The organism is Vogesella aquatica (assembly GCF_028548455.1).
In the GTDB taxonomy this organism is placed as follows: Bacteria; Pseudomonadota; Gammaproteobacteria; order Burkholderiales; family Chromobacteriaceae; genus Vogesella; species Vogesella aquatica.
The window spans coordinates 1-13,563 of the sequence record NZ_JAQQLF010000001.1 but is presented as its reverse complement, the minus strand read 5'-3'; the positions used below and the strand labels follow the sequence as shown (position 1 = coordinate 13,563).

At 59.4% G+C, this 13,563-nt stretch carries 15 protein-coding genes; all 15 read left to right on the top strand.

Going from position 1 to position 13,563, the window contains the following annotated elements:
• Positions 1-5 precede the first annotated feature (5 nt).
• The 15 genes from hisB to PQU95_RS00005 all read left to right on the top strand — a co-directional run bounded on the left by hisB (position 6) and on the right by PQU95_RS00005 (position 13,540).
• Positions 6-599, top strand: a complete 594-nt coding sequence (hisB, locus tag PQU95_RS00075) for an imidazoleglycerol-phosphate dehydratase HisB (RefSeq protein ID WP_017510280.1) — start codon at positions 6-8, stop codon at positions 597-599.
• Positions 596-1,237: an imidazole glycerol phosphate synthase subunit HisH gene (hisH, locus tag PQU95_RS00070; protein ID WP_272750109.1), complete on the top strand. Its 642-nt coding sequence runs from the start codon at positions 596-598 to the stop codon at positions 1,235-1,237. The genes hisB and hisH overlap by 4 nt, the downstream gene beginning before the upstream one ends.
• 22 nt (positions 1,238-1,259) lie before the next feature.
• The gene (gene hisA, locus PQU95_RS00065; protein ID WP_227302236.1) at positions 1,260-2,003 is read left to right on the top strand and encodes a 1-(5-phosphoribosyl)-5-[(5-phosphoribosylamino)methylideneamino]imidazole-4-carboxamide isomerase; all 744 of its coding nucleotides are present in this window, start codon (positions 1,260-1,262) and stop codon (positions 2,001-2,003) included.
• A gap of 57 nt (positions 2,004-2,060) precedes the next feature.
• Positions 2,061-2,828: an imidazole glycerol phosphate synthase subunit HisF gene (hisF, locus tag PQU95_RS00060; RefSeq protein ID WP_272750108.1), complete on the top strand. Its 768-nt coding sequence runs from the start codon at positions 2,061-2,063 to the stop codon at positions 2,826-2,828.
• A 10-nt stretch (positions 2,829-2,838) separates the two neighbouring features.
• Positions 2,839-3,234: a phosphoribosyl-AMP cyclohydrolase gene (hisI, locus tag PQU95_RS00055; protein WP_272750107.1), complete on the top strand. Its 396-nt coding sequence runs from the start codon at positions 2,839-2,841 to the stop codon at positions 3,232-3,234.
• A 98-nt stretch (positions 3,235-3,332) separates the two neighbouring features.
• Positions 3,333-3,659: a phosphoribosyl-ATP diphosphatase gene (locus PQU95_RS00050; RefSeq protein ID WP_017510275.1), complete on the top strand. Its 327-nt coding sequence runs from the start codon at positions 3,333-3,335 to the stop codon at positions 3,657-3,659.
• A 14-nt stretch (positions 3,660-3,673) separates the two neighbouring features.
• Positions 3,674-3,994, top strand: a complete 321-nt coding sequence (locus PQU95_RS00045) for an HIT domain-containing protein (protein ID WP_017510274.1) — start codon at positions 3,674-3,676, stop codon at positions 3,992-3,994.
• A gap of 41 nt (positions 3,995-4,035) precedes the next feature.
• The gene (gene tatA / locus PQU95_RS00040) at positions 4,036-4,230 is read left to right on the top strand and encodes a Sec-independent protein translocase subunit TatA (protein WP_272750106.1); all 195 of its coding nucleotides are present in this window, start codon (positions 4,036-4,038) and stop codon (positions 4,228-4,230) included.
• 14 nt (positions 4,231-4,244) lie between these two features.
• On the top strand, positions 4,245-4,751 hold the full coding sequence (tatB, locus tag PQU95_RS00035) for a Sec-independent protein translocase protein TatB (RefSeq protein ID WP_272750105.1): 507 nt from the start codon (positions 4,245-4,247) through the stop codon (positions 4,749-4,751).
• A 3-nt stretch (positions 4,752-4,754) separates the two neighbouring features.
• Entirely contained in the window at positions 4,755-5,486 is a 732-nt protein-coding gene (gene tatC, locus PQU95_RS00030) for a twin-arginine translocase subunit TatC (protein WP_272750104.1), read from the top strand.
• On the top strand, positions 5,479-5,832 hold the full coding sequence (locus tag PQU95_RS00025) for a DUF2069 domain-containing protein (RefSeq protein WP_272750103.1): 354 nt from the start codon (positions 5,479-5,481) through the stop codon (positions 5,830-5,832). The genes tatC and PQU95_RS00025 overlap by 8 nt, the downstream gene beginning before the upstream one ends.
• A gap of 210 nt (positions 5,833-6,042) precedes the next feature.
• Positions 6,043-8,211, top strand: coding sequence for a type I secretion system permease/ATPase (locus PQU95_RS00020; RefSeq protein WP_272750102.1), 2,169 nt, complete (start codon positions 6,043-6,045; stop codon positions 8,209-8,211).
• A 14-nt stretch (positions 8,212-8,225) separates the two neighbouring features.
• Positions 8,226-9,605 (top strand): HlyD family type I secretion periplasmic adaptor subunit, encoded by a 1,380-nt coding sequence (locus PQU95_RS00015; protein ID WP_272750101.1) that lies wholly within the window; start codon positions 8,226-8,228, stop codon positions 9,603-9,605.
• A complete protein-coding gene (locus PQU95_RS00010; protein WP_272750100.1) occupies positions 9,595-10,206 on the top strand; it encodes a response regulator transcription factor in 612 nt (203 codons plus the stop codon). The genes PQU95_RS00015 and PQU95_RS00010 overlap by 11 nt, the downstream gene beginning before the upstream one ends.
• Positions 10,207-10,273: 67 nt before the next feature.
• Complete coding sequence (locus tag PQU95_RS00005) at positions 10,274-13,540, top strand: retention module-containing protein (protein WP_308446601.1); 3,267 nt, start codon at positions 10,274-10,276, stop codon at positions 13,538-13,540.
• Positions 13,541-13,563 lie beyond the last annotated feature (23 nt).

The following is a 13,563-nucleotide window of genomic DNA, read 5'->3' as shown; positions in this document are numbered from 1 at the left end:
AACCCATGCGCACCGCTACCGTTACCCGCAATACCCTGGAAACCCAGATCACCATCAGCCTGAACCTGGATGGTACCGGCGTGGGCCGCTTTGACACCGGCGTGCCTTTTCTCGACCACATGATGGACCAGATCGCCCGCCACGGCCTGATCGACCTGGACGTGCACGCCCGCGGCGACCTGCATATCGATGCCCACCACACCGTGGAAGATATCGGTATCACGCTGGGCCAGGCTTTTGCCAAGGCCATCGGCGACAAGAAAGGCATCCGCCGCTACGGCCACGCCTACGTGCCGCTGGACGAGGCGCTGTCGCGCGTGGTGATCGACCTGTCCGGCCGCCCGGGTCTGGAGTACCACATCCCGTTTACCCGCGCCTGTATCGGCAGCTTCGACGTGGACCTGTTCAGCGAATTCTTCCACGGCTTTGTGAACCACAGCATGGTGACCCTGCACATCGACAACCTGCGTGGCGTGAACAGCCACCACCAGGCCGAAACCGTGTTCAAGGCCTTCGGCCGCGCGCTGCGCATGGCGGTGGAAGTGGACGAACGCATGGCCGGCCAGACACCGTCCACCAAAGGGACGCTGACAGCATGAAAGTAGCCGTCATCGATTACGGCATGGGCAACCTGCACTCGGTGCTCAAGTCCGTCCAGTACGTCAACGACATCGGCGCCGACATCTTCCTGACCTCCGACCCGGAGCGGGTGGTGAGTGCCGACAAGGTGATCTTTCCCGGCCAGGGCGCCATGCCGGACTGCATGCGCGAGCTGAACGCTTACGGCCTGGCCGATGCCGTACGCGAAACCACGCGCACCAAGCCGTTCTTCGGTATCTGCGTGGGCGCCCAGCTGCTGTTTGACCATAGCGAAGAGGGCGATACGCCAGGGCTGGGCATTTTTCCGGGGCAGGTAAAACGCTTTGCGGCCAACTTGCTGGATGCACAGGGCGAGCGCCTGAAAGTGCCGCACATGGGCTGGAACCGCGTGCTCCGGCAGCGGGCGCACCCGCTGTTTGCCGGCATCGAAGACGGCGAGCGTTTCTATTTTGTGCACAGTTACCACTTTGCACCGGCCAGCAGCGCCATCACGCTGGCCGAAAGCGAGTATCCCGAACGGTTTTCCTGTATTGTCGGTGATGGCAATATTTTCGCCACCCAGTTCCACACCGAAAAGAGCCACCGCGCCGGTCTTCAGATGATGAAGAACTTCCTGGCGTGGGACGGCACTGTTTAACTTACCGTAGATCTTCCGCATCATGCTGCTGATACCCGCTATCGACCTCAAGGACGGTCAATGCGTACGCCTGAAACAAGGCGTAATGAGTGACGCCACCGTATTTTCCGATGACCCAGTGAAAGTTGCGCTGCACTGGCGCGACCAGGGCGCCCGCCGCCTGCATCTGGTGGATCTGAACGGTGCCTTTGCTGGCAAACCGAAAAACCTGTCGGTCATCCGCGACATTCTGGCTGCCGTCGGTGACGACATGCCGGTACAACTGGGTGGTGGTATCCGCGATCTGGATACCATTGAAAAGTACTTCGATCTGGGCTTGAAGTACGTGATCATCGGCACCGCCGCGGTGAAAAACCCCGGTTTCCTGCACGATGCCTGCGATGCCTTCCCGGGCCAGGTGATTGTGGGCCTGGACGCCAAGGACGGTATGGTCGCCATCGATGGCTGGGCCAAGGTAACTGCCCATAACGTGATTGACCTGGCCAAGCGCTTTGAAGACTACGGCGTGAACTCGGTGATCTATACCGATATCGGCCGCGACGGCATGATGAATGGCGTGAATATCGAAGCCACCGTCAAGCTGGCGCAGGCGCTGACCGTGCCGGTGATCGCATCCGGCGGCCTGACCGACCTGGAAGACGTACGCAAGCTGTGCGAGGTGGAAGCCGAAGGCATCGAAGGTGCCATCACCGGCCGTGCCATCTACGAAGGCAGCATCGATTTTGCTGCCGCACAGGACCTGGCCGACGAACTGTCCGAGGCCTAACCCCTGCGTTGGCCGCTTGCCACCCGGCATGCGGCCAACCTTCTGTTGTTGTTCATCATGTCTCTAGCCAAACGCATCATCCCCTGCCTCGACGTGACTGCCGGTCGCGTGGTGAAGGGTGTCAATTTTGTCGGCCTGCGCGACGCCGGTGACCCGGTAGAAATCGCCAAACGTTACAACGAACAAGGCGCCGACGAGCTTACTTTCCTTGATATCACCGCCAGCTCCGACGACCGCGACCTGATCCTGCACGTGATCGAGTCCGTCGCCGAACAGGTGTTCATTCCGCTCACCGTCGGTGGCGGTGTGCGCCAGGTGGCCGATATTCGCCGCCTGCTGAACGCCGGTGCCGACAAGGTCAGCATCAATACCGCCGCGGTGACCAACCCCGACCTGGTGAGGGAAGCCGCCGACAAGTTTGGCAGCCAGTGCATCGTGGTGGCGGTGGATGCCAAGGCGGTAACGCCGGAAAACGACCGCTGGGAAATCTTTACCCACGGCGGGCGCAAGCCGACCGGCCTGGACGCGGTGGAGTGGGCCGCGCGTATGGCCGAGTACGGCGCCGGCGAGATCCTGCTCACCAGCATGGACCGCGACGGCACCAAGATCGGTTTCAATCTGCCGTTGACCCGTGCCGTGTCCGACGAGGTGCCGATTCCGGTGATTGCCTCCGGTGGTGTGGGCAATCTGCAGCATCTGGTGGAAGGGGTCACGCTGGGCAAAGCCGATGCGGTACTGGCGGCCAGCATTTTCCACTTTGGCGAATACACGGTGCGCCAGGCCAAAGAAGCCATGCGCGCCGCCGGTATCGAAGTCCGTCTGTGAGGTTGGCCGCATGACTACGCTGAATTGGCTGGATGAAGTGAAGTGGGACGACAAGGGCCTGGTGGTGGCCATTGCCCAGGATGCGCACACTGGCCGCGTACTGATGGTGGCCTATATGAACCGCGAGTCGCTGCAGCTGACGGCCGAAACCGGTATCGCCCATTACTGGACCCGCTCGCGCCAGAAGCTGTGGAAAAAGGGCGAGGAGTCCGGCCACACACAGGCGGTGAAAGAGCTGCGGCTGGACTGCGACGGTGACGTGATTACCATGCAGATTGAACAAGCCGGCGGCATCGCCTGTCATACCGGTCGCGAGAGCTGCTTCTTCCGCGTCTGGCGCGATGGCCAGTGGGTGGTAACCGACGAGGTACTGAAGGACCCGCACACCATTTACCATCAGCACTAAATCTGATCTGCTGCAGGGTTTACCCCACTACGACCTGTTACAAGGATGTCACATTATCGACATATACTGGCACCGCGCCGGTAGCCGGGAGACGCAAGATGAACGCGACAGAAATTTTCAAGAATATCGGTGACACGCTGGAAGCCCGCAAGGAAGCCAGCCCGTCCTCTTCCTACGTAGCGTCGCTGCTGCACAAGGGCGAAGACGCTATCCTGAAAAAGGTGGCGGAAGAGGCGGCCGAGGTACTGATGGCCTCCAAAGACAAAGACCGCCTGCACCTGGTGCGCGAGGTGGCCGACCTGTGGTTCCATTCCATGGTGCTGCTGGCCCATCACGGCCTGCGCGCCGAAGATGTAGTGATGGAGCTCAAGCGCCGTGAAGGTATTTCCGGCATTGATGAAAAAGCGTCGCGCACGCAAGGCTGAACGGAACCCGAGACATGAGTGACTGTATTTTCTGCAAAATCGCCAAAGGCGAGATCCCGGCCAAGAAAGCCTACGAAGATGACGACGTGGTGGTATTCCACGACATCAACCCCAAGGCAGACGTGCACTTGCTGCTGATCCCCAAACTGCATGTAGAATCGCTGGCGCAGTGCGATATCCGCCATCAGCAGATGCTGGGCAAGCTGTTGCTGCTGGCGCCGGTACTGGCGGCCGAGCACGGCCTGGCGCAAGGTTTCAAGACGGCCATCAATACCGGTGTCGGTGGTGGCCAGGAAGTTTTCCACCTGCACGTACACGTGTACGGCAATCGATAAATCCGGGTAAGCATACCCGACCTGTTTAGAGGTAAGTGTCCATGGGTTCCTTTAGCATCTGGCATTGGCTGATCGTGCTGCTGGTAGTGGTTCTGGTATTCGGTACCAAGAAACTGCGTAATGTTGGCGAGGATCTGGGCGGTGCAGTGAAGGGTTTCAAGGAAGGCATGAAGGGTGAAACCGAGAAAGATAGCGCGGCTGGTCGCGTGATCGATGCCGACCAAGACAAGAAATAAGCGCAGGCCAGACTGTGTTTGAAATCAGTTTTGGTGAACTGCTGGTCATTGGTGCGGTAGCACTGATCGTGCTGGGCCCGGAGCGCTTGCCTACGGTGGCGCGTACCATTGGCGCACTGGTTGGCCGCGCGCAGCGCTTTGTCGCGAGCGTGAAGTCCGATATCCACCAGCAAAGCCAGATGGCCGGGCTGCAGGAGCTCAAGCAGGATGTGCAGGATGCGGCCAACGCTTTCCGCGACCAGGTTCAGCGCGAAGTGGATGAGACGCGCCAGGTAGCACAGGAGATCGCTTACTCGGTGGAGCCTGCCCGGGTAGTGGTGCAAGAGTCCGCTAGCGAGCTTGCCCGCATTGCCGATGAGGCGAACCAGCCATCCGAAAGCATTGCACCGGAAGACATGTTGGCCGCTGCCGGTGTGGTGGCCGAGCCGCAGGCCGCTGCAGATGAAGGCCAGCTAGACCTGTTTGCCCAGCCGGCCACGAAGACCGCTTCCGACCAATCCGTAGCCGAGCCCCGTTCTTAATACATGGATCAACAACCTTTACTGGCGCACCTGGTCGAGCTGCGCAACCGGCTGGTGCGTATTGCTGTCGTACTGCTGGTTGCCTTGCTGGCCATGGTGCCGTGGGCGGGTGATGTCTATCACCTGTTTGCCAAGCCCCTGCTGGATGTGCTGCCGCAAAACAGCAGCATGATCGCCACCGAAGTGACCGCACCGTTTTTCGTGCCGCTGAAAGTCACCATGCTGGTCGCGTTTGTGGCTACTTTGCCGCATACCCTGTACCAGATCTGGGCGTTTATCGCACCTGGGTTGTACAACCACGAGAAAAAGCTGATTGTTCCGCTGATTGTCAGCAGCGTGCTGTTGTTCATGATCGGTATGGCCTTTGCCTACTTTGCCGTTTTCCCGGTGGTATTCGGTTTCATGAGTGCGCATACCCCGGAAGGGGTGGCCATGATGACGGATATCGATAAATATTTGTCGTTTGCACTGGGGATGTTTGTCGCGTTCGGCATTACTTTTGAAGTCCCCGTGATTGTGGTGGTACTCAACCGCATGGGGATCGTCAAGCTCAAGCAGCTGCGTGAAGGGCGCTCGTATGTCATCGTCGGGGCGTTTGTGGTGGCTGCCGTGGTAACGCCACCTGACGTGTTATCCCAGGTCATGATGGCTGTGCCGTTGTGGTTGCTGTACGAAGTAGGCATCGTGATGTCGATGCTGGTAAACAAGGAAAAACCGGATGTGGCGAATGGCTAACCCCAAACCGTTTCATTGGGGTGCGGTATTCAGCCTGCTGGCCCTGATCATGTTGAACCTGGCGTGGGAGCTGTGGCTGGCGCCGCTGCGCCCGGGGGGCTCTTGGCTGGTATTGAAGTCAGTACTGTTGCTGCTGCCGCTGATGGGTGTGTTGAAAGAGCGGGTGTATACCTACCAGTGGTCCAGTATGTTTATCCTGGCTTTTTTTGCTGAAGGCGTGATGCGGGCCTGGGGCGATGGTGGTTTGTCCCAGCAGCTTGCCATGATGGAAGTTGGCCTCACCGTGCTGTTTTTCGGCAGCGTGGTGTTGTATGTAAGAGCCAAACGGCTACAACTGTCATCCTAAGGTAGGTAATCTTCGTTATGCTAAGCCAGCGCAATGCTGGCTTTTTCTTTTCAGAATGCACATTCCATAATTGGCAATAGATTGTTAAAGATCAATCAAATGATGCTTGCAGGTTTCGCATGCCTTGTTGATAATATCTCCGATATAAAAAAGTGCCGCACAGCGAGCTGCCGAATAACGAAAAGCAAGGCCACACCTTGAAAAGAGCGTATGGATAAGCCTGAAACTAGCCCCACTACCGCAGGGATCACCCTGCGTGCCACGCACCTCGACCCCCTGCTGGATTGTCTGTTCGAGCTGACTCGCCTACATGGTGTCACCACTACGCGAGATTCGCTGATCGCGGGTATTCCCATGGAAGACCAGCGCCTGAGCCCCTCCATGTTTTCGCGTGCGGCACGCCGCGCTGGTTTGGCTTCCCGGGTATTGCGTCGTCCGTTGAATCAGCTGCCGGCGGTATTGTTGCCTGCGGTGCTGATATTGAAAAATGACCAGGCCTGCTTGCTGCGGGAAGTGGGCAGCGATGGCAGCTTCCACATCAGCCCCGGCGAGCTGCCAGAGTCGATCCAGGTGATGACGCTGGAAGAGTTGCAGGCCATCTATACCGGCCTGGCTATCGTCGTGAAGCCGCGCTTCCGTTTCGAAAAGCGTGTGCCGGAGTTGCAAAAGGCTCGCAGCGAACACTGGTTCTGGCATGCCGTTTTGCAAGGCCGCCCGCTCTATCGCGATGCACTGATTGCCGCCTTCTTTGTTAACTTTTTTGCCCTGGCTTTCCCGCTGTTTTCCATGAATGTGTACGACCGTGTAGTACCCAATATGGCGTTTGATACGCTGTGGGTACTGGCTGCGGGTGTCGTGCTCATGCTGGTGTTCGACTTTGTGTTGAAACTGACGCGTGGCTACCTGATCGATCTGGCGGGCAAACGGGTAGACGTCATGCTGTCGGCACTGATCATGGAGCGTGTGCTGGGCATCCGCATGGAAGCCCGTCCGGCTTCGGTCGGGGCATTTGCGGCCAACCTGCGTGCTTTTGAATCATTACGCGATTTTATTGCGTCAGCCACGATTACTACCCTGGTCGACGTGCCTTTCGCCCTGCTGTTCCTGTTTGTGATGCTGTGGATCTCCCCGTGGATGGTGATTCCCCCAGTGGTGGCCATCGTGCTCATGCTGTTGCTGGCCTACATTGTGCAAGCCAAGATGCACGAACTGTCAGAAAGCACCTTCCGCGCCTCCGCACAGCGGAACGCGCATCTGGTGGAGAGCCTGGTGGGTCTGGAAACCGTAAAAACGCTGAGTGCGGAAGGCGAGCTGCAAGGCCGCTGGGAAAAGGCCACACTTTTTCTGGCCCAGATCGGTAGCCGTCTCAAGTTTTTGTCTGCCGTTACCATGAACCTGGCAGCTTTTATCCAGCAACTGATGTCCGTGGCGATCCTGATTGTGGGCGTTTATCTGATCAAGGAAGGCCAAACCTCGGTAGGTGGCTTGATCGCCTGCTCGATGCTTGCTGGCCGGGCAATTGCGCCGCTGGGCGCGGTAACCGGGTTGATGTCGCAGTACAACAATGCGAAATCGTCTCTGACATCGCTAGAAGGCATGATGAAGCAACCGGTGGAGCGTGAACACGAAAGCACGTTCTTCCACCGCACACACTTCAAGGGTGATATCGAGTTCAACAGCGTGGACTTTACTTACCCGAACAGCCCGCTCGGTGCTTTGCATAATGTAACGTTCCGTATCAAGGCTGGGGAGCGGGTCGCCATTCTGGGCCGGGTTGGCTCGGGCAAGTCCACGATCCAGAAGCTGGTCATGGGGCTTTATCAGACGCAGCAGGGTGCGGTACGTATCGATGGCGTTAACGTACAGCAGGTCGACCCGGCCGAGCTGCGCCGCCATGTCGGTTATGTTTCGCAAGACCCGGTGCTGTTCTATGGCACCTTGCGCCAGAACATCAGCATGGGTCAGCCCCATGTGCACGATGCCACCATTGCAGCAGCAGCCGAGCTGGCCGGCTTGACCGAGTTTATCAACGCGCACCCGGATGGCTTTGATATGGTCATCGGCGAGCGTGGCGAGTCGCTGTCTGGCGGGCAGCGTAAAGCGATCACCATTGCCCGTGCGCTACTGAATGCGCCACCGATATTGTTGCTGGATGAGCCCACCAGCAATATGGATCACAGTACCGAAGCGGCCATGAAGCGCACATTCGAGAAAATCGTGGCCGGCAAAACCCTGATTCTTGTTACTCACCACACGGCACTACTGGATCTGGTGGACCGGATTATCGTCATTGATCAAGGCCGCATTCTGGCTGATGGCCCCAAGCAAGAAGTCGTACTGGCCCTGCAGCAGGGTAAAGTGGGGAGGGCGCAAGCATGAAATGGCTAAGTAGCATGTTGGAGAAGCTGCGTAATACCAGCAACCCGCTGATCCAGAAGATTCTGGGCTGGTCGTCGGCAGAAGACCTGCAAGACCGGCAAGATTTTGCATCAGATGCCGAGTGGGCCATCCTGACCCAGGATCCGCGTCGCCCGCGCTTGTTCATCTGGACCATCGGTCTGTTTATCGTGTGCGCCCTGCTTTGGTCAGCCTTTGCCACGCTGGACGAAGTGGCTCGTGGTGAGGGCAAGGTGGTGCCCACCAGCCAGGTGCAACATTTGCAAAGCCTGGACGGTGGTGTGGTATCGAAAATCCTGGTGAAAGAGGGCGATATCGTCGACCGCGGCCAACTGCTGCTGCAGGTCGACAATACCCGCTTTGTGTCGTCGCTGAACGAAAACCAGTCCCAGCTGTTGTCCTTGCAGGCCAAGGCCGCGCGCTTGCGTGCTTTGTCCGAGGGTAAGCCGTTCAGCCTGCCCCCTGAAGTCACCGCCCGAGCCCCAGAAATCGCACGCCAGGAAATGGATCTCTACCAATCTAAAAGAATGGAGCTGGAGGCTAATCTTTCCATTGCCCGACAACAATTGGCGCAGCGCAGTCAGGAGCTGAACGAGGCACGTGCCCGGCGCGACCAGGCCAACCAAGGGCTGGAGCTGACGCAGCGCGAGTTGAATGTGACCCGCCCCCTGTTGAAGTCTGGCGCGGTGTCGGAAGTAGATATCCTGCGCCTGGAGCGGGATGTATCGCGCTACCGTGGTGAACGCGATATGTCCAATGCGCAGGTACCAAAGATCCAGTCAGCCATCAGCGAAGCATCGCGCAAGATTCAGGAAGTCGAGCTCACTTTCCGTAACCAGGCCAGTACCGAGCTCTCCGAAACCTTGGCCAAGCTCGGTACGCTGGGTGCGGGCAATGCCGCTTTGCAGGACAAGGTAAAACTGACCGAGGTGCGCTCGCCCGTGCGTGGCGAGGTCAAGCGCTTGCTGGTGAATACCGTGGGTGGAGTGGTGCAGCCTGGGCGGGATATCCTGGAGATCGTGCCACTGGATGAGTCCCTGCTTATCGAAGCCAAAATCTCGCCACGCGATATTGCCTTCCTGCACCCAGGTCAGCGCGTGTTTGTGCGTTTCACGGCCTACGACTCTACAATCTATGGCGGGTTGAAGGGCTCCCTGCAGCAAATCGGCGCCGACTCGATTACGGACGAGAAGGGTAATACCTATTATGTTGTACGTGTGAAGACGGATTCATCGCATATTGGTAATCAGGGTAAATTGCCCATCATCCCGGGCATGACCGCTGAGGTGGATATCATTACCGGTAATAAAAGTGTGCTGAATTATTTGCTCAAGCCTGTTTTGCGGGCGAAAGCACAGGCATTGAGTGAGCGATAATATGTATACCTTATTAATATCATCCAGTATTTCTTTGCAAGAGCATTTGGCTGCAGCGCTGGGTAGTTTTATAGAAGTTCAACCTTCATTGTGGGATTTGCCAAGTAATACCCGGTTCCGACAGGGTGATCTTGTCTGGGTTGATGGCGAGAATCAGGATCCGGATCTGATCAAGAGATTATGCAAAGGTGATTTTGGCTCGGTGCGGGTCATTGTACTGAGCAGTACGCCGAATGATGCTGCCGCCGTGGATTGGCTTGGTCATGGTGCTGCGGCTTATCTACATGCTTTTTCTGCGCCAGAAACGTTACGGCAGACCATGGCTGTTGTTGAGTCCGGTGGCCTGTGGGTAGGTGTCGGCCTGATGCAGCAACTTTGTGCACGCTTTGGCCAAATGGCAAAACCACAGCATGATTTAATGGCACAACTTACCGAAAGGGAGCGTGAAGTTGTGCAGTACCTGAAAATGGGGAATAGCAATAAATTGATTGCCAAAGAAATGGATATATCAGAACGGACAGTTAAAGCACACCTGACAGCTATTTTTGCAAAATTCGATGTATCTGACAGGATACAGTTACTATTGAAATTAGCCGCCTGAAGAATTTTGCCCGTTAGTACAATAGGTAGTCCCTGAAAGCCCCAATACATTGTTGAGTATCGCAACAATGTTTGGGGCTTTCATCATGGCTAATACTGCAAACGTTCAAGCTACAGTCGTAGCACTTTCCGGAAAAATCCTGGCTGTAGCGGCAGATGGCACAACCCGGGTTTTACAGCTAGGCGACAGGGTTTTTTCTGGTGAGCGAATTGTTGTGCCAGCTGATGCATTTATTGAACTTCGTGGCATGAGCGGCGATATTGTCAGAGTGGTGGACGAGCGCAGTATCAATATTACCGATGATGTATTTTCTCACGCCTCGATGGATGCCACCGATACAGCCATTGCACCCCTCAATCATGATGCCCGCAATGTATTGGCCGCACTTGAAAATTCGCAAGATCCCTTGCAGCAGCTTGAGGCCACCGCAGCAGGTTTGACTGGTGGCCCGGGCGAGGATGGCGGCAGTTCATTTGTTCGTATCGCACGTGTTGCCGAAACTATCCAGACACTGTCGCTCAGTACCCGGCTTGTGTCGGATGCCGCTACCAGTGTTGCCTTGGCTGATGATGCCCCCCTGGCCCCGCTAGTGCAGGATGGGACAGCTCCCGTTCTGACTGTTTTCCTCGACCCGGCCAGCGACAGCGGCACGGTGGGCGACGGCATCACCAACGACCGCACGCCGACCATCAGCGGCACCGGCGAGCCGGGCAACACCGTCACCGTCACCAGCCCCTCCGGCGAAGTGCTGACCACCACCGTCAAGCCGGACGGCAGCTGGAGCGTCACCCCGGCGCAGCCGCTGCCGGACGGTGCGGCCAACTTCGAAGTGACCGCCACCGACCCGGCCGGCAACACCACCAGCAGCAGCGTACCGGTGACCATCGACACCACGCCGCCGCTGGCCAGCATCACGCTGGACGCCAACATCACCGCCGACGACGTCATCAACGCCAGCGAAGCCGGGCAGCTGGTGCCGGTGACCGGTAGCGTAGGGGCCGATGTAAAAGTGGGCGACACCGTCACCCTGACGGTGAATGGCAAACAGTTCACCGGTACCGTGGCGGCCGACAAGACCTTCAGCATCAACGTACCCGGTGCCGACCTGGTGGCCGATAGCGACAAGACCATCGACGCCAGCGTGACCACCACCGACGCCGCCGGCAACCGCACTACGGCCACCACTACCGAGGGCTATCGCGTCGATACCACACCGCCCACCGTCACTGCCCGGCTCGACCCGGCCAGCGACAGCGGCACGGTGGGGGACGGCATCACCAACGACCGCACGCCGACCATCAGCGGCACCGGCGAGGCGGGTAACACCATCACCGTCACCAGCCCCACCGGCGAAACCCTCACCACCACCGTCAAGCCGGACGGCACGTGGAGCGTCACCCCGGCGCAGCCGCTGCCGGACGGTGCGGCCAACTTCGAAGTGACCGCCACCGACCCGGCCGGCAACACCGCCAGCAGCAGCGTGCCGGTGACCATCGATAGCGCCGTTCCCAACGCGGGCGCGGCACCGACCGTTACCATCAGCGAAGACGCCAACAACGACGGCTTCATCAACGCCAGCGAAGCCAAGGGCCCGGTCGACTTGAAGGTGGCGTTTGACGGCAGCAAGGTGGCCATCGGCGATACCGTGCAGATCACCGTCAACGGCGTCACCCAGAACGTGGTGATCAGCGCCGCCGACCAGGCCAACGGCTACGTCAGCGCCACCACGCCGCTGCCGGCGCAAGACACCATGCTGGACGTCAGCGCCGTCATCGTCGACGCCGCCGGCAACCACAGCGCGCCAGGTAGTGATAGCGCCAAAGTGGACCGCAGTGACCTGGGTGGCGTCAGCATCAGCATCAGCGAAGACGCCAACAACGACGGCGTGATCAACCTGGGCGAGCTGCAAGGCAGTGTGGGTGTCACCATCACCCTGCCGGCCGGCGCCATCGCCGGAGACTTGCTCACCGTCAGCGCCAACGGCAACGCTACCCAGGCCATCACGCTGACCCCGGCGCAGATCGCCGCCGGCCAGGTCATCGTCGAGCTGCAGGCCCCGGCCAGTGGCAGCACCCTCACGGTGAGCGCCCAGGTCACCGACGCCGCCGGCAACCCGTCCAATGTGGCCACCGATAGTGCGCGCATCGATACCACCGCGCCGACGCTGAGCGCCCAGCTCGACCCGGCCAGCGACAGCGGCACGCCGGGCGACGGCATCACCAACGACAACACGCCGACCATCAGCGGCACCGGCGAGCCGGGTAATACCGTCAGCGTCACCAGCCCCACCGGCGAAGTGCTGACCACCACCGTCAAGCCGGACGGCAGCTGGAGCGTCACCCCGGCGCAGCCGCTGCCGGACGGTGCGGCCAACTTCGAAGTGACCGCCACCGACCCGGCCGGCAACACCGCCAGCAGCAGCGTGCCGGTGACCATCGACACCACACCGCCGCTGGCCAGCATCACGCTGGACGCCAACATCACCGCCGACGACGTCATCAACGCCAGCGAAGCCGGGCAGCCGGTGCCGGTGACCGGCAGCGTAGGGGCCGATGTAAAAGTGGGCGACACCGTCACCCTGACGGTGAATGGCAAACAGTTCACCGGCACCGTGGCGGCCGACAAGACCTTCAGCATCAACGTACCCGGTGCCGACCTGGTGGCCGATAGCGACAAGACCATCGATGCCAGCGTGACCACCACCGACGCCGCCGGCAACCACACCACGGTAAGCGACAGCGAAGGCTACAGCCTGGGTACCCCGCCGGCGCTGACCGCCCAGCTCGACCCGGCCAGCGACAGCGGCGCGGTGGGCGACGGCATCACCAACGACCGCACGCCGACCATCAGCGGCACCACCACGCCCGGCGCCACCGTCAGCGTCACCAGCCCCACCGGTGAAGTGCTGACCACCACTGCCGGTGCCGACGGCAAGTGGAGTGTCACCCCGACGCAGCCACTGCCCAATGGCGCGGCCAACTTCCCGGTCACTGCCACCAGCCCGGCCGGCGATGTCAGCAGCACCACGGTGCCGGTGATCATCGATACCACCGCGCCGACGCTGAGCGCCCAGCTCGACCCGGCCAGCGACAGCGGCACGGTGGGCGACGGCATCACCAACGACCGCACGCCGACCATCAGCGGTACCGGCGAGGCGGGTAACACCATCACCGTCACCAGCCCCACCGGTGAAACCCTCACCACCACCGTCAAGCCGGACGGCACGTGGAGCGTCACCCGGGCGTGTACTGAATTTTGTGTAAACGGACATTTGGCAGGAAACTGCTACCTAGTCTGGAGGCACAATGAGCTCGAAAAATCACAACGTACCTGACGCACTACTGGACAGCTTGCTGG

What these genes read in the sequence shown, in the direction of transcription:
- hisB (WP_017510280.1), top strand. Translation starts at nt 6, where the DNA reads ATGCGCACCGCTACCGTTACCCGCAATACCCTGGAAACCCAGATCACC.
- hisH (WP_272750109.1), top strand. Translation starts at nt 596, where the DNA reads ATGAAAGTAGCCGTCATCGATTACGGCATGGGCAACCTGCACTCGGTG.
- hisA (WP_227302236.1), top strand. Translation starts at nt 1,260, where the DNA reads ATGCTGCTGATACCCGCTATCGACCTCAAGGACGGTCAATGCGTACGC.
- hisF (WP_272750108.1), top strand. Translation starts at nt 2,061, where the DNA reads ATGTCTCTAGCCAAACGCATCATCCCCTGCCTCGACGTGACTGCCGGT.
- hisI (WP_272750107.1), top strand. Translation starts at nt 2,839, where the DNA reads ATGACTACGCTGAATTGGCTGGATGAAGTGAAGTGGGACGACAAGGGC.
- PQU95_RS00050 (WP_017510275.1), top strand. Translation starts at nt 3,333, where the DNA reads ATGAACGCGACAGAAATTTTCAAGAATATCGGTGACACGCTGGAAGCC.
- PQU95_RS00045 (WP_017510274.1), top strand. Translation starts at nt 3,674, where the DNA reads ATGAGTGACTGTATTTTCTGCAAAATCGCCAAAGGCGAGATCCCGGCC.
- tatA (WP_272750106.1), top strand. Translation starts at nt 4,036, where the DNA reads ATGGGTTCCTTTAGCATCTGGCATTGGCTGATCGTGCTGCTGGTAGTG.
- tatC (WP_272750104.1), top strand. Translation starts at nt 4,755, where the DNA reads ATGGATCAACAACCTTTACTGGCGCACCTGGTCGAGCTGCGCAACCGG.
- PQU95_RS00025 (WP_272750103.1), top strand. Translation starts at nt 5,479, where the DNA reads ATGGCTAACCCCAAACCGTTTCATTGGGGTGCGGTATTCAGCCTGCTG.
- PQU95_RS00020 (WP_272750102.1), top strand. Translation starts at nt 6,043, where the DNA reads ATGGATAAGCCTGAAACTAGCCCCACTACCGCAGGGATCACCCTGCGT.
- PQU95_RS00015 (WP_272750101.1), top strand. Translation starts at nt 8,226, where the DNA reads ATGTTGGAGAAGCTGCGTAATACCAGCAACCCGCTGATCCAGAAGATT.
- PQU95_RS00005 (WP_308446601.1), top strand. Translation starts at nt 10,274, where the DNA reads ATGTTTGGGGCTTTCATCATGGCTAATACTGCAAACGTTCAAGCTACA.